The sequence below is a fragment of the Microbispora sp. CSR-4 genome (assembly GCF_008033685.1).
Classification (GTDB): Bacteria; Actinomycetota; Actinomycetes; order Streptosporangiales; family Streptosporangiaceae; genus Microbispora.
This window is the reverse complement of the sequence record NZ_VJVX01000048.1, coordinates 39,248-63,135: the sequence shown is the minus strand read 5'-3', so window position 1 is coordinate 63,135 and position 23,888 is coordinate 39,248. Positions and strand designations below refer to the sequence as shown.

At 75.8% G+C, this 23,888-nt stretch carries 15 protein-coding genes and 1 riboswitch; of the genes, 5 read left to right on the top strand and 10 right to left on the bottom strand.

Going from position 1 to position 23,888, the window contains the following annotated elements; genetic code table 11:
- Window positions 1–4: 4 nt before the first annotated feature.
- From FLV34_RS29155 to FLV34_RS29120, 8 genes are read right to left on the bottom strand one after another with little or no spacing between them, the layout of a single operon-like run.
- Complete coding sequence (locus FLV34_RS29155; protein ID WP_142648492.1) at window positions 5–1,150, bottom strand: cobalt-precorrin-5B (C(1))-methyltransferase; 1,146 nt, start codon at window positions 1,148–1,150, stop codon at window positions 5–7.
- Entirely contained in the window at window positions 1,147–1,956 is an 810-nt protein-coding gene (gene cobM, locus FLV34_RS29150) for a precorrin-4 C(11)-methyltransferase (RefSeq protein ID WP_147944623.1), read from the bottom strand. Before cobM ends, FLV34_RS29155 begins: the two co-directional genes overlap by 4 nt.
- Window positions 1,953–2,687, bottom strand: coding sequence for a precorrin-2 C(20)-methyltransferase (gene cobI, locus FLV34_RS29145; RefSeq protein ID WP_147944622.1), 735 nt, complete (start codon window positions 2,685–2,687; stop codon window positions 1,953–1,955). The genes cobM and cobI overlap by 4 nt, the downstream gene beginning before the upstream one ends.
- Window positions 2,684–4,006 carry a cobyrinate a,c-diamide synthase gene (locus tag FLV34_RS29140; protein WP_147944621.1) on the bottom strand — a complete coding sequence of 441 codons (1,323 nt, stop codon included), beginning with the start codon at window positions 4,004–4,006 and terminating at the stop codon, window positions 2,684–2,686. The genes cobI and FLV34_RS29140 overlap by 4 nt, the downstream gene beginning before the upstream one ends.
- 7 nt (window positions 4,007–4,013) lie before the next feature.
- Window positions 4,014–4,628, bottom strand: a complete 615-nt coding sequence (gene cobO / locus FLV34_RS29135) for a cob(I)yrinic acid a,c-diamide adenosyltransferase (RefSeq protein WP_147944620.1) — start codon at window positions 4,626–4,628, stop codon at window positions 4,014–4,016.
- Window positions 4,629–6,554: a putative cobaltochelatase gene (locus FLV34_RS29130; RefSeq protein ID WP_147944619.1), complete on the bottom strand. Its 1,926-nt coding sequence runs from the start codon at window positions 6,552–6,554 to the stop codon at window positions 4,629–4,631.
- Window positions 6,551–10,102 (bottom strand): cobaltochelatase subunit CobN, encoded by a 3,552-nt coding sequence (gene cobN / locus FLV34_RS29125; protein WP_187280771.1) that lies wholly within the window; start codon window positions 10,100–10,102, stop codon window positions 6,551–6,553. The genes FLV34_RS29130 and cobN overlap by 4 nt, the downstream gene beginning before the upstream one ends.
- Window positions 10,099–11,601 (bottom strand): cobyric acid synthase, encoded by a 1,503-nt coding sequence (locus FLV34_RS29120; protein ID WP_261985946.1) that lies wholly within the window; start codon window positions 11,599–11,601, stop codon window positions 10,099–10,101. Before FLV34_RS29120 ends, cobN begins: the two co-directional genes overlap by 4 nt.
- 113 nt (window positions 11,602–11,714) lie before the next feature.
- Window positions 11,715–11,838, bottom strand: a riboswitch (cobalamin riboswitch).
- Between the two features lie 136 nt (window positions 11,839–11,974).
- Here FLV34_RS29120 and FLV34_RS29115 point away from each other — a divergent pair.
- Genes FLV34_RS29115 through FLV34_RS29100 form a run of 4 tightly spaced genes read left to right on the top strand, consistent with a single transcriptional unit; the run spans window position 11,975 to window position 18,782 of the window.
- Window positions 11,975–14,677: an FtsX-like permease family protein gene (locus FLV34_RS29115; protein ID WP_222709661.1), complete on the top strand. Its 2,703-nt coding sequence runs from the start codon at window positions 11,975–11,977 to the stop codon at window positions 14,675–14,677.
- On the top strand, window positions 14,674–17,196 hold the full coding sequence (locus FLV34_RS29110) for an FtsX-like permease family protein (RefSeq protein ID WP_147944616.1): 2,523 nt from the start codon (window positions 14,674–14,676) through the stop codon (window positions 17,194–17,196). The genes FLV34_RS29115 and FLV34_RS29110 overlap by 4 nt, the downstream gene beginning before the upstream one ends.
- A complete protein-coding gene (locus FLV34_RS29105; RefSeq protein WP_221889932.1) occupies window positions 17,180–18,121 on the top strand; it encodes an ABC transporter ATP-binding protein in 942 nt (313 codons plus the stop codon). Before FLV34_RS29110 ends, FLV34_RS29105 begins: the two co-directional genes overlap by 17 nt.
- Window positions 18,114–18,782 (top strand): ABC transporter ATP-binding protein, encoded by a 669-nt coding sequence (locus tag FLV34_RS29100; protein WP_240971535.1) that lies wholly within the window; start codon window positions 18,114–18,116, stop codon window positions 18,780–18,782. The genes FLV34_RS29105 and FLV34_RS29100 overlap by 8 nt, the downstream gene beginning before the upstream one ends.
- A 15-nt stretch (window positions 18,783–18,797) precedes the next feature.
- On the opposite strand, the gene FLV34_RS29095 is transcribed toward FLV34_RS29100, so the two are convergent.
- Window positions 18,798–19,733: an aldo/keto reductase gene (locus FLV34_RS29095; RefSeq protein ID WP_147944615.1), complete on the bottom strand. Its 936-nt coding sequence runs from the start codon at window positions 19,731–19,733 to the stop codon at window positions 18,798–18,800.
- Between the two features lie 109 nt (window positions 19,734–19,842).
- Here FLV34_RS29095 and FLV34_RS29090 point away from each other — a divergent pair, with 109 nt between their 5' ends.
- Complete coding sequence (locus FLV34_RS29090; protein WP_261985945.1) at window positions 19,843–20,886, top strand: family 2 encapsulin nanocompartment cargo protein polyprenyl transferase; 1,044 nt, start codon at window positions 19,843–19,845, stop codon at window positions 20,884–20,886.
- Here the strand turns inward: FLV34_RS29090 and FLV34_RS29085 are convergent.
- On the bottom strand, window positions 20,883–23,885 hold the full coding sequence (locus FLV34_RS29085) for an FAD-binding and (Fe-S)-binding domain-containing protein (RefSeq protein ID WP_147944613.1): 3,003 nt from the start codon (window positions 23,883–23,885) through the stop codon (window positions 20,883–20,885). The two genes, FLV34_RS29090 and FLV34_RS29085, sit on opposite strands and share 4 nt — an antisense overlap.
- Between the last annotated feature and the right edge of the window lie 3 nt (window positions 23,886–23,888).

The window sequence follows — 23,888 nt, the reverse complement described above, 5'->3', positions numbered from 1 at the left end:
CGCGTCACCACCCGGGTGCCTCCGCGCTGGAGGCGACCGGCGCGTTCCCGTCCGGATCGACCATGATCACCGAGGCGGTGAGCGCGCCGTCGCAGAACCGCTCAAGCACGTCCTTGACCCGGGCGCACAACACCCGCCCGGCGGGTTCGAGCAGCCCGGCGGCCTCCCACAGCTCGTACGCGTGCCGGGCGGTGTTGGCCTCGCCGACCCGCCCGGCCAGGGACTCGCCGCCGCCGGCCTCGCGGGTCACCCGGGCCAGCAGGTCCTTGTCGATCTTCGACCGGGTGTAGTGGGTCATCAGCACCCCGGCCGCGAGCTTGGTCAGCTTGCCGGCCATGCCGACGAACAGCACGTCGGTGAGCCCCGCGTCGACGGCCCGGCGCAGCGCGGCCCCGGTGAAGTCGCCGACCTCGACGAAGCACACGGGCGGCAGGTCGGGCCGCAGCCGCATCGCGGCGCGGTCGGTGCGCCCGCCCGTGGACAGCACGAGCGTGCGCTCACCCTGCGCCGCCATCACGTCGATGGCCTGCACGACCGAGGAACGCCACGACTCGGTGGAGAACGGCCGCACGATCCCGGTCGTGCCGAGGATCGAGATGCCGCCGATGATGCCGAGCCTGGCGTTGGTGGTCTTGCGGGCCATCCGCTCGCCCTCGGGCACGCTGATGATCACGCGGACGCCGCGCCGGCCCAGGTCGACGACCTCGCCGACGGCCTGGGTGATCTGTGCCCGGGGCACCGGGTTGATGGCCGGGCCGCCGACCTCCAGGCCGAGGCCGGGCCGGGTGACCACGCCCACGCCGACGCCGCCGTCCAGTTCGATGCCGGCCTCGGGCCGCCACGACACCGTCGCGGTCAGGTGCGCGCCGTGGGTCACGTCGGGGTCGTCCCCCGCGTCCTTGACGACGACGGCCGTGGCCTTCGCGTCCGCCACGTCGTACGAGTCGACGGGCAGCGTCACCCGGCCGCCGCCCGGCAGCGGCGTGTCCACCGTGGACGGGGTGTCGCCGTGCGCGAGCGCGATGCTGGCGGCCTTGGCGGCGGCGGCCCCGCAGGTGCCGGTCGTCCATCCGGTGCGCAGCGCCCGCTTGCGCACCCGCATCGTGCGCGGCAGGTCGGGCTCGCGCAGTTCTGGGGTCTCGCTCATCATGATCCCCGCAATGCTCGGCGGGCGGCAGGGTCGGACCGGCGGTGGCCGTGGAAGTGACCGGGGTGATAGAGGTGCGAGCGCGTGCCGTGGGCCTCCAGCGCGGGCCCGACCAGCACCAGTGTGTGCTTCCACAGCCGGTGGGCGCGCATGGTCGCCGCCAGCTCGTCCAGGCGGCAGCGCAGCACCAGCTCGTCCTCCCACGTGACCCGGTAGCCGACCACGCACGCCGTCTCGGGGGGGTAGCCGCCCGCCAGCAGCTCCTCCTGCAACCGGCCCGCGCGGGCCGCCGACAGGAACAGCGCCATCGTCGTGCCGTGCGCGGCGAACTCCCGCACGGTCTCGCCCTCGGGCATGGGCGTCTTGCCGCCCTCCAGCCGGGTGAGCACGACCGACTGCGCGACCTCCGGCACGGTCAGCTCCCGCCGTACGGCGGCGGCGACGGCGGTGAAGCTGGACACCCCCGGCACGACCTCGGTCTCCAGCCCGAGCGCGGCGCACCGGTCGAGCTGCTCCTGGACCGCCCCCCACAGGGCCGGGTCGCCGGAGTGCACGCGGGCCACGCGCAGCCCGTCGCGGGCCGCCTCCTCATACAGGGCGACGGCCTCCTCCAGGGGCACGGCGGCGGAGTCGACCACCCGGGCGCCGTCGCGGGCGTGCTCGATCACGCCGGGATGGACCAGGCTGGAGGCCCAGATCACGACGTCGGCCTCGGCGATGGCCGCCGCGCCGCGCAGCGTGAGCAGGTCGGGCGCGCCCGGCCCCGCCCCGACGAAGGTCACCCTGCCCCTGGGAACAGGCCCGGTCACAGCCGGCCTCCCCGGCCCGTGCGCTTCCGGGTCACCAGCAGCGCGGACAGGTAGGGCCCGGCCTCGTCCGGATCGAGCCCGGCGGCGGGCCGCACGTCCTCCCCCGGCAGCCCGAGCGACGCGCCGTACACCGCGCCGCCGATGCGGCCGGAGTCGCGGACGGCGGCCAGGACCTGGGGCAGCATGCGTCCTCCCTTGTAGGCGACGACGGTGTCGTGGGCGTCGAGCGCCCCGCGCAGGGCGTCGAGCCCCGCCGTCAGCGGCATCAGCGCGAGCGACTCACGGCCCTCGACCAGGACGGTGCCGCTGCTCGCGGCGAGCGCCTGCATGGCGGTGATGCCGGGGACCGTGCGGACCTCCACCTCCGGCACGAGCCCGCGCACGGTCTCGGCCAGGTAGGTGAAGGTGCTGTAGACGTTGGGGTCGCCGATCGTCGCGAACGCGACCGTCCGCGCGCCGGCGTCGTACGTGGCGGCGACGGCCGCCCCCGCCGCGTCCCAGGCGGCGGCGCGGCGCGGGCCGCTCCCCGGTGGATCGCTGAGGGCGAACTCCAGCCGCAGCACGTCCCGCCCGGTGTGGGCGCGGACGATCCGCTCGGCGCGGCCCTCCTCGCCGGTGTCGGCGACCGGCACCACCACGACGTCGGCCTCACGCAGCACGCGCACGGCCTTCACCGTCACCAGGTCGGGGTCGCCCGGGCCGACGCCCACCCCGGTCAGCACGGGCCTCATGCGGCGGTCCCGGCGGCCCGTACGAGCTCGGGGGCCAGGCGGGGCGTGCCCGCCCAGTGGGGGTGGAGATAGGAGGCGTGCACGCCGCCCCGGACGAACCCCTCCCGCTTCGGCAGCACGTACGCCGGGGGGTCCCCGGCGGGCGGGGAGCAGGCCGTGCGGTGGAACTCGTGGGCGCGCACGACCGTGCCGTCGGGCCGTACGGCCTCGCGGTAGCCGAGCGTCAGCCGGCCGGTCATCCGCGCCCGCGTGGGCAGCACGCCGCACATCGGCGCGCCGTCGAGCGAGGCGGCCAGGTAGAGCAGGCCCGCGCACTCGGCCACGATGGGCGCGCCGCGGGCCGCCAGCCGGGCGACCTGCTCCCGCAGCGGCGTGTTGGCGGCAAGGTCGGCGGCGTGGACCTCGGGGAATCCGCCGCCGATCACCAGGGCCCGGCTGCCGGGCGGCAGCGCCTCGTCGCGCAGCGGATCGACGTACGCCACCTCGGCACCGGCGGCGGCCAGCAGTTCGGCAGTCTCGGCGTAGGAGAACGTGAACGCGGCACCGGCGGCCACCGCGACCACGGGACGGCCGGGCACCGGGGTTCCCACCGCGTCGGCGGCCGACCACGGCGTGACCGCGAGCGGCGACGCCGCCGAGGCCAGGCGCAGCACGAGATCGAGGTCGCAGTGCCGTTCGACCAGGGCCCCGAGGGCGGCGACGGCCTGCCGTGCCTGCGCGTCGCGTTCGGCGGCGGGCACCAGGCCGAGGTGCCGCGACGGCACGTGCACGGCCGCCTCACGCGGCAGGGCCCCGGCCACCGGGACGCCCAGGGGCCGCAGCGCCTCGCGGAGGATCTCCTCGTGGCGGGCCGAGCCCACCCGGTTCAGCACCACCCCGGCGATCCGTACGGACCGGTCGAAGGTGGCGAAGCCGTGCACGAGGGCCGCGACGGACGCCGCCTGGGACGACGCGTCCACCACGAGCAGCACGGGCGCGTCGAGCAGGCGGGCGACGTGCGCGGTCGACGCCTCGGACGTGGCGGCACGCCCGTCGAAGAGGCCCATCACGCCCTCGACGATCGCCACGTCCGCGCCGCGCGCGCCGTGCGCGAACAGCGGGGCGATCAGGTCCTCCCCGGCGAGGTACGCGTCGAGGTTGCGGCCGGGGCGGCCGGTGGCGAGCGCGTGATAGCCGGGGTCGATGTAGTCGGGGCCCGCCTTGTGCGGCGAGACGGCCAGGCCGCGCGTGGTCAGCGCCGCCATCAGCCCGGTCGCCACGGTGGTCTTGCCCGCGCCCGAGGCGGGGGCGGCGACGACGAGCCGGGGGATCGTCACCATGCGCGCGTCACCATTCGATGCCCCTCTGGCCCTTCTGCCCCGCGTCCATCGGGTGCTTGATCTTGGTCATCTCCACCACGAGGTCGGCGGCCTCGACCAGGCGGGGATCGGCGTCCCTGCCGGTGATCACCACGTGCTGGCGGCCGGGCCGGGCGCGCAGGGTCGCGACGACGTCGTCCACGTCGATCCAGCCCCACTTCATCGGATAGGTGAACTCGTCCAGGACGTACAGGCCGTAGGTCTCGGCGGCGAGGTCGCGCCTGATCTGCGCCCACCCCTCGCGGGCGTCGGCGGCGTGGCCGGCCTCGGTGCCGGGCCGCTGGATCCACGACCAGCCCTCGCCCATCTTGTGCCAGGTCACCGGGCCGCCCTCGCCGGTCTGCTCGTGCAGGCGGCCGAGGGCGCGCAGCGCGGCCTCCTCGCCGACCCGCCACTTGGCGCTCTTGACGAACTGGAACACCCCGACGGGCCAGCCCTGGTTCCAGGCGCGCAGCGCCAGGCCGAAGGCGGCCGTCGACTTCCCCTTCATCTCCCCGGTGTGCACGATGACCAGCGGGCGGTTGCGCCGCTCGCGCGTGGTCAGCCCGTCGTCCGGCACGTCGGCCGGTCTGCCCTGCGGCATCTACGCCACCCTCCTGACGTCACGCACCACCGCGGCCAGATGATCGGCCGCCAGCTCCTCCAGCCGGATCGCGGTCCCGCCGAGCGCGGCGGCGAGCCGCCCGGCCAGGCCGAGCCGTACGGGGCCGTGCTCGCAGTCGACGACGACGCTCGCGACCCCGGCGAGCCGCCGGGCCGCGGCGACCGGGTCGGGGCCCGCGGTGTGCCTCCCGTCGGTGACGACCACGAGCAGCGGACGGCGGCGGGGATCGCGCAGCCGCTCGGCGGCCAGCACCCGTTCGGCGCGGAGCAGCCCGGCGGCCAGCGGAGTGCGCCCGCCGGTGGCGAGCCGGGCCAGCCGGCCGGAGGCCAGATCGACGCTGGAGGTCGGCGGCAGCGCGACCATCGCCTCCGCGCCCCGGAAGGTCACCAGTCCGACCTTGTCGCGGCGCTGGTAGGCGTCGAGCAGCAGGGACAGCACGGCGCCCTTCACCGCGCGCATCCGCGCCCGCGCGGCCATCGACCCGCTCGCGTCCACGCAGAACAGCACGAGGTTCGACTCGCGCCCCTCGCGCAGGGATTCCCGCAGGTCCTCGCGGCGCAGCACCAGGCCGGAACCGGCCCGGCCGCGCCTGTGCTGGTGCGGCGCGGCGGCGGCCAGCGTCGCCGCCAGGTCGAGCCGGCGCAGCCGTCCGCCCGGGGCGCGGGCGCCGGCGGCGCGGCCGGACTCGCCGGTCGTGCGCCCGCGCCGTCCGGCGGGCCCGCCCCGGCCGGTCGCCTCCGGCGCGAGGAGCCGGGTCCGGTACGGGGTCCCAGGGTTCACGGGGGCCTGGCTCACGGGCGCCTGCTCCCCGCCCCCGCCGCCCGAGGGCCCGCCGTCGTCCGGCCCGCCATCAGGCCCCTTATCCGGCGTGTCATCCGCGTCGGTCAGTGCCTGTTCCAGCCGCTCCTCGTCTAGTCCTTGGCCGCCCGTGTCGTCGAACGGGTCGTCGAACGGGTCACGGCGGCGCCGGTGGGGGAGCGCCAGCCGGGCGGCCGTCCGTACGTCGTCGGAGGTGACCTCATCCCTGCCCTCCCATGCGGCCAGGGCGACGGCCGTACGCGCCATCACGAGGTCGGCGCGCATCCCCTCGACGTCGAAGGCCGCGCACACCGCCGTGATCTTCCGCAGCGCGTCGTCGGGAAGCGCCAGGGCGGGCAGCCGGTCGCGCGCCGCCGCGATCCGCAGGGCGAGATCGTGCTCCCCACCGGCGTACGCGCGCGCGAAGCCGGCCGGGTCGGCCTCGAAGGCGAGGCGGCGGCGCACCACCTCGGCCCGCTCCGCCGGGTCGCGGGACGCGCGAACCTCGACGGCCAGGCCGAACCGGTCGAGGAGCTGCGGGCGCAGCTCGCCCTCCTCCGGGTTCATCGTGCCGACCAGCAGGAAGCGGGCCGCGTGGCGGACCGACACGCCCTCGCGCTCCACGTGGGCCACGCCCATCGCCGCCGCGTCGAGCAGCAGGTCGACCAGGTGGTCGTGGAGCAGGTTGACCTCGTCCACGTAGAGCACGCCCCGGTGGGCCGCCGCGAGCAGGCCCGGCTCGTACGCCTTGACGCCCTCGGTCAGCGCCCGCTCCAGGTCGAGCGACCCGGCCACGCGGTCCTCCGACGCGCCCACCGGCAGTTCCACCAGCCGGGCCGGGCGCGGGTGCGGGGACAGGCCGTTCGCGTGCGGGCCGTCCGGGCACGACGGGTCGGGCGCGGCGGGGTCGCAGGAGAACCGGCAGCCCGCGACCACCGCCACCCGCGGCAGCAGGGCCGCGAGCGACCGCACCACGGTCGACTTCGCCGTGCCCTTCTCGCCCCGCACGAGCACGCCGCCGATCGCGGGCGACACCGCGTTGAGCAGCAGCGCCAGCTTGAGGTCGTCGTGCCCGACGACCGCGCTGAACGGGTATCCCACGGTCACTTGCCCGCCTCCAGGTCGCCTTCCATCTCCAGGTACGTCGCCCGCAGCCCGTCGAGGGTCTCCGGCGACGGCTCGGCCCACAGGCCGCGGTCGGCCGCCTCCAGCAGCCGTTCGGCGATGCCGCGCAGCGCCCAGGGGTTGGACGCCCGCATGAACTCCCGCACCTGCGGGTCGAAGACGTAGGAGGAGGCGAGCGACTCGTACATCCAGTCGTCCACCACCCCGGCCGTGGCGTCGAACCCGAACAGGTAGTCCACCGTGGCCGCCATCTCGAACGCGCCCTTGTAGCCGTGCCGCCGCATCGCCGCGATCCAGCGCGGGTTGACCACCCGCGACCGGAACACCCGCCGCGTCTCCTCGCCCAGCGTCCGGGTGCGCACCGCGTCGGGGACGTGCGAGTCGCCCACGTACGCCGCCGGGGACCGGCCGGTCAGGTGGCGGACCATGGCGACCATCCCGCCGTGGTACTGGAAGTAGTCGTCGGAGTCGGCGATGTCGTGCTCGCGGTTGTCCTGGTTCTTGGCCGCCACGTCGATGCGCCGGAACGCCGCCTCCATGTCCGCGCGGGCCTCCCGCCCGTCGAGGCCCTCGCCGTACGCGTAGCCGCCCCACACCGCGTACACCTCGGCGAGGTCGGCGTCGTCGCGCCAGTTGCGGGCGTCGATGAGCGGCAGCAGGCCGGCGCCGTACGCGCCGGGTTTGGAGCCGAAGACGCGGCTGGTGGCGCGGCGCTCATCGCCGTGCCGGGCGAGGTCGGCGTGGACGTGCGCGCGCAGCGGGTTGACCTCGGCGGGCTCGTCCAGCGCGGCGACCGTGCGGACGGCCTCGTCGAGCAGCGCCACGACGTGCGGGAACGCGTCGCGGAAGAATCCGCTGATCCGCACGATCACGTCCACGCGGGGGCGGCCCAGCTCCTCGGCGGGCATGACGGAGAAGCCGGTGACCCGGCGGGAGGCGTCGTCCCACTCCGGGCGCACGCCGAGCAGGGCCATGATCTCGGCGATGTCGTCGCCCTGGGTGCGCATCGCGCTGGTGCCCCAGACCGTGAGCCCGACCGTGCGCGGATGTTCGCCGGTGTCGGCGTGGTAGCGCTCGACCAGCGAGGCCGCGAGCGCCGAGCCGGTCTCCCAGGCCAGCCGCGACGGGATGGCCTTGGGATCCACGGAGTAGAAGTTGCGGCCGGTCGGCAGCACGCCGACCAGCCCGCGCGTGGGCGACCCGGAAGGACCGGCGGGCACATATCCGCCGTCGAGCGCGTGCAGCACATGCGCCACCTCGTCCGTCGTCCGGTCGAGCCGGGGCACGACCTCGGTCGCGGCGAAGCGCAGCACCCGGGCGACCTCTGGTAAGTCCGTGACCACGCCGGCCGCCGCGGGGTCCCAGCCGTGGTCCTCCATGGCCTGGACCAGCCGCCGCGCCTCGGCCTCGAACGCGTCCACCTCGGCCGAGGCGGCGTCTCCCGGCAGGCCGAGGGCCTCGCGCAGGCCGGGCAGCGCCCCGGCGGCGCCGGCCCAGACCTGGCGGGCGCGCAGCACGGCGAGCACCAGGTCGACCCGGGCCTCCCCGGTGTGGACCTGGCCCAGCACGTGCAGGCCGTCGCGGATCTGCGCGTCCTTGATCTCGCACAGGTAGCCGTCGACGTGCAGCAGGAAGTCGTCGAACTCCGTGTCCTGCGGCCGCTCGTCCACGTGCAGGTCGTGGTGGAGCTGGGCGGCCTGGATCAGCGTCCAGATCCGTGCCCGTACGGCCGGCAGCTTGGCCGGGTCGAGCGCGGCCACGGTGGCGTGCTCGTCCAGCAGCTGCTCCAGGCGGGCGAGGTCGCCGTAGGAGTCGGCCCGCGCCATCGGCGGGATCAGGTGGTCGACCACGGTGGCGTGGGCCCGCCGCTTGGCCTGGGTGCCCTCGCCGGGGTCGTTGACGATGAACGGGTAGACCAGCGGCAGCGCGCCGAGCGCGGCGTCGGGCGCGCACGACGCCGCCAGCCCGAGCCCCTTGCCCGGAAGCCACTCCAGCGTGCCGTGCTTGCCGAGGTGGACGACCGCGTGCGCGCCGAACTCGCGGGCCAGCCACCAGTACGCCGCGAGGTAGTGGTGGCTGGGCGGCAGGTCGGGGTCGTGATAGATGGCGACCGGGTTCTCGCCGAATCCCCGGGGCGGCTGGATCGCGAGCAGGACGTTGCCGAACCGCAGCGCCGCGAGCACGATGTCGGTGCCGTCCACATAGAGGGAGCCCGGCGGCGGCCCCCAGTGGGCGGTCACCGCGTCGCGCAGGTCGCCGGGCGGCGCCGCGAACCACTCCCGGTAGGCGTGCAGCGGCACGCGGGCGGGGGCGGCCTCGATCTGCTCCTCGGTGAGCCACTCCACGTCGTGGCCGCCGGCCGCGATCAGGGCGTGGATCAGCGCGTCGCCGTCGTCGGGCGCGTCGCCCACGTCATATCCGGCGTCGCGCAGGGCGCGCAGCAGCACGACGGCGGAGGCCGGGGTGTCGAGCCCGACGGCGTTGCCGACCCGGGAGTGCCGCGTGGGATAGGACGACAGCACGATCGCCAGGCGCTTGTCCGCGTTCGGCACGTGGCGCAGCCGGGCGTGCGCGACCGCGAGCGCGGCCACCCGGGCGCACCGCTCGGCGTCGGCGACGTAGACCGGCACGCCGTCGGGCCCGTCCTCCTTGAACGAGAACGGCACGGTGATCAGGCGCCCGTCGAACTCGGGCACCGCCACCTGCATCGCGGCGTCCATCGGGGACAGCCCGGCGTCGGAGTCCGCCCACACCGCGCGGGGCGTGGTCAGGCACAGCGCCTGCAGCACCGGCACGTCGAGGGCGGCCAGCGCCCCCGCGTCCCAGGCGTCCTCGTCGCCCCCGGCGCTCGCGGCGGCGGCGACCGCCCCGCCCGCGGCCAGCACGGTGACGACCAGCGCGTCCACGGGCCGCAGCAGGTCGAGCAGGTCGTCACCCGCGCCCCGGAGCGATCCGCAGAAGACCGGCAGCACGTCGGCGCCCGCCGCTTCGACGGCGTCGCACAGCGCGTCGACGAACGCCGTGTTGCCCGACAGCTCGTGCGCCCGGTAGTAGACCACGCCGACCAGCGGGCGGCCCTCCCGGCGGGCGCGGCCGGGCCGTACGCCGGACTCGGGCGCGGGCCGGGGCGGCGCGAAGCCCTCGCCGGTCAGCAGGAGCGTGTCGGACAGGAAGCGGCGCAGCTCCGCGAGGTTGTCCGGGCCGCCCTCGGCCAGATAGGCGAGCGCCTGCGCGGCGACCCCGGACGGCACGGTGGACAGGGCCATCAGCGCGGCGTCCGGGGCCTGCTCGCCGCCCAGGACCACGGTGGGCAGCCCGGCCGCGAGCACGGCGTCGAGTCCCTCGGGCCAGGAGCGCCTGCCGCCGAGCAGCCGGACGACGACGGCGTCCACGCCGTCCACCAGGGCGGGCACGTCCTCCGCGGCCGTACGCGCGGGGTTGGCGACCCGCCAGCCGGCCCCGCTCCGGGTCGCGGCGAGCAGCTCGGTGTCGGCGGTGGACAGCAGCAGCATCCTCGGCGGTGTCGTCATGGACGGTCCTCCCGCAGCGTGAGCTCGGCGATGGGCAGGCCGGTGGGCACGCCGCGCTCGATGAGCCGCCACACGGCCTCGGTGTCGAGGTGCTCCTCCACGAGGTCGCCCAGGGCGTCGAGGCGGGCCTCCCGGTGCGCGGCGAACGTTCCGGTCCCGGGCAGCCAGGCCCGGCCGGTGACGGCGGCGACCTCGGCGAGGAAGGCCCGGCGGAATCCGTCGCGCTCGAACAGGCCGTGCCAGGTCGTGCCCCACACCTGCCCGGCCCGGCAGCCGTCGAGGAACGGCTCGCCGCCGTCGAAGGTCACCCGGCCGTGGTGGATCTGGTAGCCCGCGACCACGTGACCCCGCCACTCGCCCTCCGCGAGCGTGAGCACCTTGCCCGGCGCGTACGCCGTCCGGGCAGGCAGCAGCCCGAGGCCGGGCACCCGGCCGGCCCGGCTCTCGACCTCGTCGTCGATGACCGTGCCGAGCATCTGGTAGCCGCCGCAGATCCCGAGCACCGGGCGGCCCTCGGCGGCGCGGCGGCGCAGCGCCTCGTCCAGGCCGCGCTCGCGCAGCCAGGCGAGGTCGCCGACGGTGGCGCGGGTGCCGGGCAGCACGACGAGGTCGGCGTCGGCGAGCTCGGCGGGGGTGGTGACGAGGCGGACGCTCACCCCCGGCTCGGCGGCGAGCGCGTCGGCGTCGGTGACGTTGGACATGCGCGGCAGCCGCACGAGGGCCACGCGCAGCACGTCACGTCCCACCGGCGGGGTGAGCAGGCCGGGACGGCTGTCGAGGTCGAGGGAGTCCTCCACGTCGAGCCACAGGCCCGAGCGCCACGGCAGCACGCCGAGGCACGGCCGGCCGGTCGCCTCCGTGAGCCAGTCGAGCCCCGGCCGCAGCAGCGCGAGGTCGCCGCGGAACTTGTTGACCACGAAGCCCGCGATGTGCCGCTGGTCGTGCCGGTCGAGCACGGCGAGGGTGCCGGCGAAGTGCGCGAGCACGCCACCCCTGTCGATGTCGCCGACGACGAGCGCCGGCAGGCCGGCGGCGCGGGCCAGGCCCATGTTGGCGATGTCGCGGTCGCGCAGGTTGACCTCGGCGGGGCTGCCCGCGCCCTCGCAGATCACGACGTCGTAGCGGCGGCGCAGGCCGTCGAGCGCGTCGAGGGCGACGTCGAGCAGGCGCATCTTGTGGGCGCGGGAGGACATGGCGTCCACGTCGGCGTGCGCGCGGCCGAGCACGACCACGTGGGAGTGCCGATCGCCCGCGGGTTTGATCAGCACCGGGTTCATCGCGGCCTCGGGCTCGACCCGGGCCGCCACGGCCTGCATCGCCTGGGCCCGCCCGATCTCGCCGCCGTCGGCGGTGACCATCGAGTTGAGCGCCATGTTCTGCGCCTTGAACGGCGCGACCCGTACGCCGCGCCGGGCCAGCCACCGGCACAGGCCGGCCACCAGCACGCTCTTTCCCGCGTCGGAGGTCGTGCCCGCCACGAGCAGGCCGCCGCCGGCCACGTCAGCAGGTGGAGCGCGAAACCGGCAGTGAGGCGCGTCTGCGCAGGCCTGTCCGGGCCATGGCATGTCCCCCCTGGGGGTATCCGCGCCCCCGGTAGAAGGTCCGACGGCCGGAGTATCCTGGCTCCCGGATCAGCGCTCCCCTCAGCCTTCCCGCCCGTGCTGGGCAGTGGCGTGGGTGAGGTTCGCTCCCCGGTGACAGTGGCGGGACCGCGCCGGATTCACACCGGCTTCCTCCGCGTCCGTCGCTTGCGGGGTCAACTTACACCTTCGTGCCGGATGTCCCGCAAGTACGGTCTGTCGGATATATCGGAATCGCTACGTATGTCGGGCCGGTGTGGTGTGCCCGGATCGGCTTTGCCATGATGCCCGGGTGAAACGGGGGAGGGCAGTGCTGGGGCGGCTGCCGTTGGTGATCCGACGTGCGCTGGCCGAGCCGCTGCTGCTGGCGGCCGCGTTCGGCTCCATCCTGCTCGCCACCACGGCGATCGCGGCGCTGCTGCTGCACGCGGGGTCGGCGAGCCAGGCGGGCGTGCGGAGGGCCCTGGACACGGCACCGCTCGCCGCCACCGCCACCGTCGTCACCTCCTCGGTCACGTCCGGGGACTTCGCGAAGGTCGACCAGGCCGTCCGCGCGGGCATCGCCCACGCCCATGGCGAGGTGCCCGTACGGGTCACCGCGCGCGTCGAGTCCGCCTCCTACGCGCTGAGGGGACGAGATAAAGGCGGTCAGCCCGTCCTGACCCGGTTCGCCACGTACGAGGGACTGGACGGCCAGGCCGACCTGGTGAGCGGCCGATGGCCCACGCGGAAAGGGACCGCGGGGACGGCACGGGGAACGACAGCGGGGACGGCAGGCGATACGGCCGTCGCGCTCTCGGAGCCGGCCGCGCGGGCGATGAGGGTCTCCACCGGCGACACGTTCACCGTCGTCGGACGCCTGGACGGCAAGCCGGCCCGCGTGCGCGTCTCCGGCGTCTTCCGGCTGCGCGACCCCGACGACCCGCGCTGGACGGGAGAGGACCTGCTGCGCCACGGCACGCAGACCGCCGACTTCACTTCCCGAGGCCCCATGGTCGTGCCGGCCGGCGTCTTCCTCGACCGGTTCGCGGCCGGCGCCTCGGCCCGCTGGCTCGCCGAGCCCGACCTGCGCCGGCTCCCGCCCGAGCGACTGCGGCCGTTCTCGGCGTCGGTCGCCGGGATCTCCGCCGACGTACGGTCCGGCTGCCCCCGGTGCACGGTCACCGAGACGCTGTCCGGCACACTGCTGCGGCTCGACCACGGCGCGCTGGTCGCCCGCTCGACCATGCTGGTGCCGGTGCTCCAGCTGCTCGTGCTGGCCGCGTACGCGCTGGCGCTGACCGCGCGGCTGCTCGCCGAACACCGCCGGATGGAGACGGCCCTGCTGCGATCGAGGGGCGGCGGGTCGCCGCGGCTCGCCGCCATGGCGGCGGGGGAGGCGCTGCTGATCGCGCTGCCCTGCGCGCCCGCGGCGCCGTTCCTCGCACCCGTCCTCCTGCGGCTGCTGAGCGCCTTCCCCTGGATCGAGGCCACCGGCGTGGAGCCGCCCCGCGCGCCCGACGGCAGCACGTTCGCCGTGGCGGCGGTGGTCGCGCTCGCCTGCGCCGCCATGCTGGCGGCGCCGCCCCTGCTCGCCGCCCGCCGCACGTACGTCGAGGAGCAGGCGGCGCGCGGGCGCGCCGACCGGCCCGGCCTGGTGCAGCGGGCCGGGGCCGACGTGGCACTGCTCGTCCTGGCGGCCCTCGCCATCTGGCGCCTGCGCGGCCAGGACGCGGCGGAGACGACGCGCCTCGGCGGCGAGCTCGGGCTCGACCCGCTCGTCGGGGCCGGGCCGGCGCTCGCCCTGCTCTGCGGCGGGATGGCCGCCCTGCGGCTGGTGCCCGCCGTCGCGAAGATCGCCGAGCGGGCGACGCGGCGACGCCCCGGGTTCGGCCCGGCCGTGGCCGCCCGGCAGGTGAGCCGGCGCCCGGCCCGCTATTCGGGCCCGGCGCTGCTGCTGACGATGGCGACGGCGATCGGCGTGCTGTCCCTGACCACGGCCGCGACCTGGCGCTCCGCCCAGGAGGACCGGGCCAGGCACGTCGCCGGATCCTCGCTGCGCGTCCCGGCCCTGCCCGGCGACGACGCCCGGACCTTCACCAGGCTGCCGGGGGTCGCGGCGGCCGTGCCCGCGCACCGCGCCACGGTCGTCGCCGACGGCGCGGACGCCACGCTGATCGCCGCCGACGCGGCGGATCTGGGCCGGGTGCTGCTGCTGCGCCCCGACCTGTCGCAACTGCCGCCGGCCACGCTGGCCTCCCGGATCACCGGGTCCGCCGGGCGACCGCTCCCGGTCGTGGTGACCCCCGGGCTGGCGGACACCACCAGGATCACCGCGGGCACGGCGGCGATCCCCGTCCGGGTCGTGGGCGTCGTCACGGCGATGCCCGGCACGCCCGAGGGCACCCCGGCCCTGCTCGCCGACCTCACGGCGTTCCGGGGGAAGGGCGCCGAGGGGCAGGTGACGGAGTGGTGGCTGGCCGCCGACGGTTCCACTCGGGATGCCCTGGCCGCCTCGGGACGCGGCAGGGACATCGTGGACGCGGCCGCCCTCACCGCCGGTTACCGGGACGACCCCACGGCGGCCGGTCTGCAGGGCGCGCTGCTGCTCGGCTTCGCGGCGGCGCTGGCGTTCGCCGTGCTGGGATTCCTGGTCAACACGGCGGTCTCGGCGCGCGAGCGCAGGGGGGAGTTCGCCGTGCTCGGCGCGCTCGGCGTGAGTTTCCGGCAGACGCTCGGCCTGCTCGCGGCCGAGCAGTCGTTCGTGATCGGGCTGTCGCTGGCCGGTGGGGTGGCGCTCGCCGTGGCCGTCTCCGCCGCGGTGGTGCCGCCGATGGTGTCAGCCGGATACGCGACCGCGGGCGGGCTGCCGGTGTCGCTCCACGTGCCGTGGCCACAGGTGGCGGCGCTCGCCGTCGCGATCCTCGCGGTGCTCCTCGCGATCGTGGCGGGGCTCGCGCGGTCGCTGCACCGCCGTGAGCCGGCCGCCGTGCTGCGTGCGGGGGAGGCGTCATGATCCGCCTGCCGGGAGTGCACGGGCTTCTGGGAGTGCACAAGGGTGTGGCCGCGCTGCTGGCCGCGCTGGTCTTCGGCGCCGCCCTGGTCGTCTCGGCCCTGCCCCGCATGGTCGAGTCGTCCCTCGACGCGGCGGCCAGGTCGGCCGTCGGCTCCGCCCCGCCCGGGACCACCTCGCTGGCGGTCCAGTTCACCCGCCGGCCGTTCGACCCGAGGGGGATGCGGACGACGAAGCAGGTGGCCAAGGCGGACACCGCCTGGCGCGCCCTGCTCCCAACGGCGCTGCGGGAGGTCGCCGATCCCGGCCGGCTCTACGACTTCGCCACCTCGTCGCCGATCCTGATCGACGACCGGGCGCATCGGTATATGACGCTGAAATGGGTCTCAGGGGCGGGCCGGCATGTGCGGTACGTCAAGGGCGGCCCACCTGGCCGCGGCTCCGGCACCCGCGTCGAGGTGGCCGTCCCCGCGGTCGCCGCCACGGAGATGTCGATCAGAACGGGCGACACGCTCCGCCTCGGCGACCTGACCGTGAAGGTCACCGGGCTGTTCGAGCCGGTGCGTCCCGCCGACCGGTTCTGGGCGCTGGAGCCGGAGCTCACCTACGTCATCCACCACCGCGTGCCGCTCGCCATGGACGACGACCTGATCGTCACCGCGCTCGCCGACGGCGACAGCCTCGCGGGCGCCGAGCTGCCCATCCTCTTCCGATGGCTCGTCACCCCGGCGCAGGAGCGCATCGGCGCGGGCAACGCGGCGGCCGTGCTCGCCGACACGGCGGAGTTCGGCCGCCGCCTGGGCAGGCAGGACCTCGAAGTCACCCTGTCGACCGGGCTCGACCGCATCCTGGCGGAGTACCTGCAACGGCTGGCCCTCACGCGGGCGCTCATCACGGTGTTCCTGAGCGGGCTGGCCGTCGTGTGCCTCGGCACCACGGCCCTGGCCGTGCTGCTGTTCGCCGGGCGGGTGCGCGGCGACCTGCTGCTGATGCGCGCCCGCGGCGCGTCCCTCGCCCGGACCATGCTGACCTGCGGCGGAGCGGTCGCGCTCGTGGCGGTGCCGGCGGCCGCGGCGGGCCAGGCGGCCGCGGGCTTCGTGCCGGGCGCCCCGACGGCGGTCGCGCGGCTGGGACCTGCCGCGCTGGCGGCGGGGACCATCGCGATCGCCTGCGCCGCCGCGCTGGTCCGGTCCGGCGGCCGGCGGTCGGGGAACGCGCTGCGCCGCATCGTGCTGGAGCTCCTGGTGCTCGCGCTCGCGGTGGCGAGCGTGCACCTTCTGCGCACTCGCGGGCTCGGCACGGGCGGTCTCGGCACTGGCGGTCTCGGCACGGGCGGTCTCGGCACGGGCGACGCGTTCCTCGCGCCCGGGCCGGTGCTGCTGGCGCTGGCCGCCGCGCTGGTGGTGCTGCGGGCCGGCCCGGCCCTGATCCACCTCGCCTTCCGGGCCGCCGCCCGGCGCAGCGGCGCCGTGCCGTTCCTCGGGCTCGCCGCCGCCCGGGCCGTGCCGAGCGCCGCGCTGCCGGTGCTCACGCTGCTGCCGGCCGTCGCCCTCGCGGCGTACGGCATGGTCACCGCCGGAGGGCTGGAGGAGGCCCAGCGGCAGGCGGCCTGGGAGCGGACCGGCGCGGAGATCAGGGTGGAGCGCGCGGAGGGCATCGCGCCGGAGACGCTGGAGCAGATCGCCCACGCGCCCGGCGTCAGGGCCGTCGTCCCCGCCGCGGTCGGCACGACGGTCGCCGAGGTGGGCTTCGGCGGGCGGCCGGCCACGGTCGTCGCCGTCGATCTCGGCGCCTACCACCGGCTGGTCGCGGGCAGCCCGCTCCGCCTGCCGCCGCCGGGCAGCGGCGCGCTGGTCTCGCGCGACCTGTCGGCCGCGGGGAGCTTCGACGTCGGCTGGCCCGCGCGGACGACGGTCACCCCGGCGGGGACCGTCGACGCGATGCCCGGGGTGGCGGCCGGCGACGGCGCCCTCATCGTGCTGCCCGGCGCTCCCGCACAGGTCAACACGCTGCTGATCGCGGGAGACCCCGAAGCGGTCAGGCCGCTGCTCCCGTCCGGCGCGAACATGACCACCGTGGCGGGCGCGCTCGCCGAGATCACCGGGGCGCCGCTGACGGCGGCGCTGACCGCCGCGCTGCGGGTCGCCGCCGCGGCGCTGGCCGCGTACGCGCTGGCGGCCGTCGCGATCGCCCTGACCGGGGGCGCGGCCCGGCGCGCGGAGGACCTCGGGCTGCTGCGCGCCCTCGGCCTCACGCGCAGGCAGGCCGGGCTGGTCACCGTCCTGGAGGCGGCCCCGCTGCTCGTCCTGACCGCCGTCGCCGGGCTGGCGGCCGGGCTCGCCATGCCCGCGCTGATCGGAATCGACCTGTCGGCGTACGCGGGCGGGCGCCAGGGCGCGCTGTCGGGCGGCGCGCTCCTGCCCGCGCTGCCCGGCGTTGTCGCGGGTGCTCTGGCCGCCGGGGTCGCCGCCGTCGCCCTCGCGGGCGCCTATTGGGGAGGAAGACGTGGACACGCTGGCTGACCTGGAGGCCCGGGCCACGCGGGGCGGACCCGTGTTCGGCGCGGACGCCCACATCCTGTGCGACAACCTCGTGCGGATCTACAAGACCGAGGGGCCCGCCGCGGTCGAGGTGGTCGCGCTGCAGGGTCTCGACCTGCTCATCGGCCGGGGCGAGCTGGTGGCGGTCGTCGGAGCCTCCGGGTCGGGCAAGTCGACGCTGCTCAACATCCTGTCGGGGCTCGACGTGCCGACGGCGGGGCTCGCCCGGGTCGCCGGGATCGACCTGCTGTCCATGACCCCCCGCGACCGCCTCCGCTACCGGCGTTCCGTCGTGGGCTTCGTCTGGCAGCAGACCTCCCGCAACCTGCTGCCGTACCTCACCGCGCGGGAGAACGTCATGCTCCCGATGCGGCTGGCGGGCGGCACGTCGCGGCGGGCCAGGTCGTCGCGTACGGACGAGCTGCTGGAGCTGACGGGAATGGCGGACCGCGCGGACCGGCGGCCCGGGGAGATGTCCGGCGGCGAGCAGCAGCGGGTGGCCGTCGCCGTGGCGCTGGCCAACGCGCCCGAGGTGGTGCTCGCCGACGAGCCCACCGGGGAGCTCGACAGCGAGAGCGCCGAGACGGTCTTCGGCGTGCTGCGCCACGCCAACCGGGAGCTGGGCGTCACGACCGTCGTCGTGACCCACGACCCGATGGTGTCGCAGCAGGTCGACCGGACGATCGGCATCCGCGACGGCCGCACCTCCAGCGAGACGTTCCGCCGCACCTCCTCCGACGGGAGGGTGGTCGCCGAGGAGTACGCGGTGCTGGACCGGGCCGGGCGCCTGCAGTTGCCGAGGGAGTTCATCAACGCCCTGTCGATGGAACACCGGGTGCGCCTGGAGCTCGAACGCGACCACATCGGGGTGTGGCCTTCCGGGGTGGATGAGGAGACCGATGAGTGAGCCGCTGGTCGTCGTAGAGGGACTGCGCAAGACCTATCCCGCGGGCGTGCGCGCCCTCAGAGGGGTCTCCTTCGAGGCCAACCCCGGCGAGCTGGTCGCGATCCGCGGGCGTTCCGGCGCGGGCAAGACGACGCTGCTCAACCTGGTCGGGGGCCTGGACCGGCCCGACGAGGGCCAGGTGCGGGTGGCGGGGCAGGCCGTGCCCGAGCTGCCAGAGGAGGGCCTGCTGCGGCTGCGGCGCGACGTCGTCGGGTTCGTCTTCCAGTCGTTCCGGCTGATCCCGGTGCTGTCGGCCGCCGAGAACGTGGGCGTGCCGCTGCGGCTGGCCCGGGTGCCCGCCAAGGAACGGGAGGCGCGGGTCAACGTGCTGCTGTCCCTTGTCGGGCTGGCCGGCCAGGCCGAGCAGCGGCCCTACGAGCTGTCGGGCGGCCAGCAGCAGCGCGTGGCCATCGCCAGGGCCCTGGCCAACCGGCCCCGCCTGCTGCTGGCCGACGAGCCGACCGGTCAGCTCGACTCCCAGACCGCCCGCCAGATCATGGAGCTGCTCCGGGTGCTCGTCCGGGGCGAGGGCGTCACCGTGCTGGTGGCCACGCACGACGAGGGCCTCGTCGGTCTCGCCGACCGCGTGCTGGAGCTGAAGGACGGCGAGTTCCTGCCCTGAAAAAGACCCGGGGGCTCAGGCCCACGGGAGGGCGGCGCGGCGGGCCCAGTAGGTCTCGGCGTCCTCCGCCAGCCCGGCGAGCGCCTTCTCGGCCTCGTCGTCCCAGGTCACGGCAGATGCCGTCAGGTTCTCGGCGAGCTGGGCGGTCGTGGCCGCGCCGCTCAGCACGATCCCCGCCCACGGGCGGGCGAGCACGGCGGCGAGCGCCAGCGCGTCGGGGGTGACGCCGCGCTCGCGTGCGGCGTCCGCCAGCGCCGGCGGCGCGCCCCGGGAGGTCAGCCTGCCGTTGGCCACGCCCTCCTTGACGATCACGGTGAGCCCGGCGGCGTGCGCCCGGGCCAGGGCCTCGCCCGCCGAGCGCTCCAGCAGGTTCCAGGTCGACTGCGCGGTGTCGAAGAGCCCGGTCGCGACCGCCCTGTCGATCGTCGCGGCCTGGCGGGGGCCGGTGGTCGACAGGCCCACGGCGACGCCCCCGGCGCGCAGGGCGCGCAGCTCGCCGAGCACCTCCTCGTCGTCGAGCACCCCGCTTTCCACCGTGGCGGAGTGGATCTGGTAGAGCGTCAGGTGTTCGCCGAGCAGCTCCCGGGTCTCGCCCAGCTGGCGGCGCAGCCGGGCGGCCGACAGGTCCTTCTCCTCGTGGCGCGCGGCGTCCATGCGCCAGCCGCCGACGTACTCGTATCCCCACTTCGACCCGATTTCGATCTCCCCGGGCCGGATGCCCCGGTCGGCCAGCCAGCCCGCCAGGAACTCCTCCGCCCGGCCGTAGGACCGGGCCACGTCGACGTACCGCACGCCCGCCGCCCACGCGGCGTCCAGCACCTCCCACGTGCGGGCCCGCATCGCCGCCACGTCACGGTCCCTGCCGAGGTCCTCGTCCCTGCCCAGCGTGATGTACGCGGGCCGCCCGACGGCCGCGAGCCCGAGCCCCATCTCCTGCACCCACTTCCGCATGCGCACCACGCTATGGGGATTCGGAGGCACGTGTGGCGCGGGGGCGGCCGGGGTATGCCGACAAGTCCAGCCGGCCTGTGTGTCCACTCGAGCCCGAGGTGGTGGGAGCGTGACGGAACCGGTTGCAGAGGGAGTGCGCACCACGGCGGAGGTGCTCGCCCGGACGCGCGACCTGATGGAGCCCGCCCTGCGCCATGCGGTCGACACCCTGCCCGCGCCGATGCGCCGGATGGCGGGCTACCACTTCGGATGGTGGGACGCGCGGGAGCGGCCGCTGCGGGCGGACGGCGGCAAGGCGCTGCGCCCCGCGTTCACGCTCCTGGCGGCCGAGGGCGTCGGCGCGGACGCGGACGCCGCGCTGCCGGCCGCCGTCGCGGTCGAGCTGGTGCACAACTTCTCCCTCGTCCACGACGACGTGATGGACGGCGACGCGGTCCGCCGCCACCGCCCGACGGTGTGGAACGTCTTCGGGCGCTCCGAGGCGATCCTGGCCGGAGACTCCCTGCTGACGCTGGCCTTCGCCGTGCTCGCCGGGAGCGGCCGATCCGCCGGCGCGAGCGTGCGCACGCTCACCAGGTGTGTCCAGACGCTGCTGGACGGCCAGAGCGCCGATCTCGGCTTCGAGGAGCGGTCGGACGTGAGCCTGGGGGAGTGCGTGCGCATGGCGGAGGGCAAGACGGGCGCGCTGTTCGGCTGCGCCTGCGCCCTCGGCGCGCTGCAGGCCGCCGGGCTCCCGGGGGGCGCCACCAGCGAGCAGGTGTCCTTCCTGCGGATGTTCGGCGAGCGCGTGGGGCTGGCGTTCCAGATCGTGGACGACCTGCTGGGCATCTGGGGCGACCCGGCCGTCACAGGCAAGCCGGTCCACTCCGATCTGCGCAACCGGAAGAAGTCCCTGCCGGTCGTCGCCGCGCTGACGTCGGGCACGGCAGCGGGCGGCGCGCTCGCCGCGCTGTATCGCCGCCCGCTCGCCCAGGCCGACCTCGCGCGGGCCGCGCGGCTCGTCGAAGAGGCGGGCGGCCGGGCGTGGTGCCTGGCCAGGGGGGACGACCTGCTGTCCGAGGCGATGGAGGCGCTGCGGTCGGCGGAGCTGGCGCCGGGACCGGCGGCGGGCCTGGAGGCCCTGGCCCGCCTGGCCGCCGACCGCGACCGCTAACGCGTCCCCAGCACCCGCGCCGGGCCGGGCCTGCGCGCGATGCGGCACTCGGGACGTTCGCTCAACGGGGTGCCGCGCACCCCGGCCGCCAGCAGCTCCGCCAGGTGGACCGCCCGGCGTCCCACCCCCGCCTGCTCGATCTGCGTACGGCAGCTGAAGCCGTCGGCGAGGACGACCGTGCGGGCGTCGGCGGCGCGGACGGCCGGCAGGATCTCGTGCTCCGCGCAGGTCGTCGACACCTCCAGGTGTCCGGCGGTGAAGCCGAAGTTCCCGGCGAGGCCGCAGCAGCCGCCCGCCGCCTCCACCCGCACCTCGGCGCGGGACAGCAGGTCCCTGTCGGTGTCGAAGCCGAGCACCGCGTGGTGGTGACAGTGCGGCTGGACGACGGCGTCCCGGTCGATGCGGGGCGGCTCCCACCCGCCGGCCGCGCTCAGCAGCTCGGCGAGGGTCCTGGTCTGCTCGCGCAGCCGGGCGAAGTCCCGGTCGTGCGCGAACAGCTCGGGCGCGTCGGCCCGGAACACCGCCGTGCAGCTCGGCTCCAGCCCCACGATCGGGATGCCGCGGCGCAGCGCCGGGGCGAGGGTGCGCAGGGTGCGGCGCAGCACCTGCCGCGCCACGCCGAGCTGGCCGGTCGATATCCACGTCAGGCCGCAGCACAGCGTGCGCGGCGGGATCAGCACCCGGTAGCCCGCCGACTCCAGCACCCAGACGGCGGCGCGGCCGATGTGCGGGTGGAAGTTGTCGGTGAACGTGTCGGGCCACAGCAGCACGGGCCCCCGCTCGCCCCCGCCGCGCGGCCCGCGGTGCCGATACCAGTCGCTGAAGCGCAGCGGCGCGAAGTCCGGCACCGGCCGGGCCGGTTCGATCCCCGCCAGGCCCTTGGCCAGGCCCGACAGCACGGGCGCGTGTGCCAGCGCGTTCACCAGGCCCGGGGCGAGCGCGGCCAGGCGGGCCCACACCGGCAGCCACCCCATGGCGTAGTGGTCCATCGGCCTGATCCTGCGGGCGTAGTGGTGGGCGAGGAACTCGGCCTTGTACGTCGCCATGTCGACCTGCATCGGGCAGTCGTGCCGGCAGCCCTTGCAGGCCAGGCACAGATCGAGCGCGTCGCGCACGGCGGTGGGACGCCAGCCGTCCTTGACCGCGGAGTCGGCGTGGCCGTTCAGCATCTCGAACAGCAGCCGCGCGCGTCCTCTGGTGGAGTGCTCCTCCTCGCCGGTGGCCCGGTAGGACGGGCACATCACCCCGCCGGTGTGCCGGCGGCACTGGCCGACGCCCACGCACCGCATCACGGCCCGCTGGAAACTGCCCTCGTCGTCCGGGTAGCCGAAGTGGACGGGCGGGTCGGCGGGCGTCCACCCGGGGCCGAGCCGCAGGTTCTCGTCCAGCCGGTACGGCGCGACGACCTTGCCGGGGTTCATCTGGTCACCCGGGTCGAAGACGGCCTTGACCTGCTCGAATGCGGTCATGATCGTAGGCCCGAACATCTTCGGCAGCAGCTCGCCCCGGGCCTGCCCGTCGCCGTGCTCGCCGGACAGCGAGCCGCCGTAGGACACGACGAGGTCGGCGGCGCGTTCGAGGAAGGCACGGAAGGCCGCCACCCCGTCGGCGGTCACCAGGTCGAACGGGATGCGGGTGTGCACGCAGCCCTGCCCGAAGTGCCCGTACAGGGAGGCGTCGCCATAGCCGAACTCCTCCAGCAGGCGGCGCAGGTCGCGCAGGTAGTCGCCGAGCCGGTCGGGCGGGACGGCCGAGTCCTCGAACCCCTCCCACGTCTCGCGCATGCCGGGCACGCGGGCGGTGGCGCCCAGCCCGGACTCGCGGACCTCCCACAGCTCCTTTTCGATCTTCGCGTCGTCGAAGAAGGAGACGTGCGGGGCGTGCTCGCTGTCCTTCAGCTCCTTCAGCATGCCGCGGGCCTTGGCGTCCGCTTCCTTCTGCGAGCGGCCGGCGAAGGAGACCATGAGCCAGCCGCCGCCCTCCGGCAGCCGCTTGAGGGCGTCGGGATGCATGTGCTTGCGCCGCTCGAAGTCCACGAGCTTGTCGTCCACCCCTTCGAGCTGGAGCGGGCCGTGGCCGACGATGCGCGGCACGGCCTCGGCGGCCACGCCGATGTCGTGGTAGCCGAGCAGCACGAGGCACTCGGCCTTGGGCGCGGGCACCAGGCGCAGCTCGGCCCGCAGCACCGTGACCAGTGTGCCCTCCGACCCGACCAGGGCCCTGGCCAGGTCGAACCCGGCCTCGGGCAGGAGCTGGTCGAGGTTGTAGCCCGACACCCGCCGGGGGATGTCGGGGAAGCGGCGGCGGATCTCGTCGGCGTGCTCGTCCGCGATCGCGCGCAGCTCGCGGTAGATCCGCGCCCTCGGCCCGCCCTGGGCGACGATCCGGTCGAACTCCTCCTGGCTGGTCGGCCCCACCCACATCCGCTGGCCGTCGTAGGTGAGGATCTCCAGCCGCGCGACGTTGTCGGCGGTCTTGCCGTACGCCTGGGCGGTCGAGCCGCAGGAGTTGTTGCCGATCATGCCGCCGAGCGTGCACTGGGCGTGGGTGGACGGGCGCGGCCCGAACATCAGGCCGGTGTCGGCCAGCAGCCGGTTCAGCACGTCGAGCACGATGCCGGGCTCGACCACGCAGGTGCGCGCCGCCACGTCCACCGACACCAGCCGGTGGCAGTACTTCGACCAGTCGATCACCACGGCGGTGTTGCAGGTCTGACCGGCCAGGCTCGTCCCCCCGCCCCGTGAGGTGACGGGCGCGCCGTGCTCCCGGCAGACCGCGATCGCCTCGGCCGCCGCGTCCACCGTGCGCGGCACCACCACCCCGATCGGCACCTGCCGGTAGTTCGACCCGTCGGTGGAGTAGGCGCCCCGGCTGCCCGGGTCGAACCTGACCTCGCCGTCCACCCGGGCGGCCAGGTCCCGTTCGAGGTCGCGCACCCGCACGTACGGGCGCCGCGGCCGGGTCGTCACCGGCGGAGGAACGAGCACCTGGTCCGACATGGC

Coding starts and splice junctions, on each gene's coding strand:
- FLV34_RS29155 (WP_142648492.1), bottom strand. CDS start 1,150: ATGATGAGCGAGACCCCAGAACTGCGCGAGCCCGACCTGCCGCGCACG.
- cobI (WP_147944622.1), bottom strand. CDS start 2,687: ATGAGGCCCGTGCTGACCGGGGTGGGCGTCGGCCCGGGCGACCCCGAC.
- FLV34_RS29140 (WP_147944621.1), bottom strand. CDS start 4,006: ATGGTGACGATCCCCCGGCTCGTCGTCGCCGCCCCCGCCTCGGGCGCG.
- cobO (WP_147944620.1), bottom strand. CDS start 4,628: ATGCCGCAGGGCAGACCGGCCGACGTGCCGGACGACGGGCTGACCACG.
- cobN (WP_187280771.1), bottom strand. CDS start 10,102: ATGACGACACCGCCGAGGATGCTGCTGCTGTCCACCGCCGACACCGAG.
- FLV34_RS29110 (WP_147944616.1), top strand. CDS start 14,674: ATGATCCGCCTGCCGGGAGTGCACGGGCTTCTGGGAGTGCACAAGGGT.
- FLV34_RS29100 (WP_240971535.1), top strand. CDS start 18,114: ATGAGTGAGCCGCTGGTCGTCGTAGAGGGACTGCGCAAGACCTATCCC.
- FLV34_RS29095 (WP_147944615.1), bottom strand. CDS start 19,733: ATGCGGAAGTGGGTGCAGGAGATGGGGCTCGGGCTCGCGGCCGTCGGG.
- FLV34_RS29085 (WP_147944613.1), bottom strand. CDS start 23,885: ATGTCGGACCAGGTGCTCGTTCCTCCGCCGGTGACGACCCGGCCGCGG.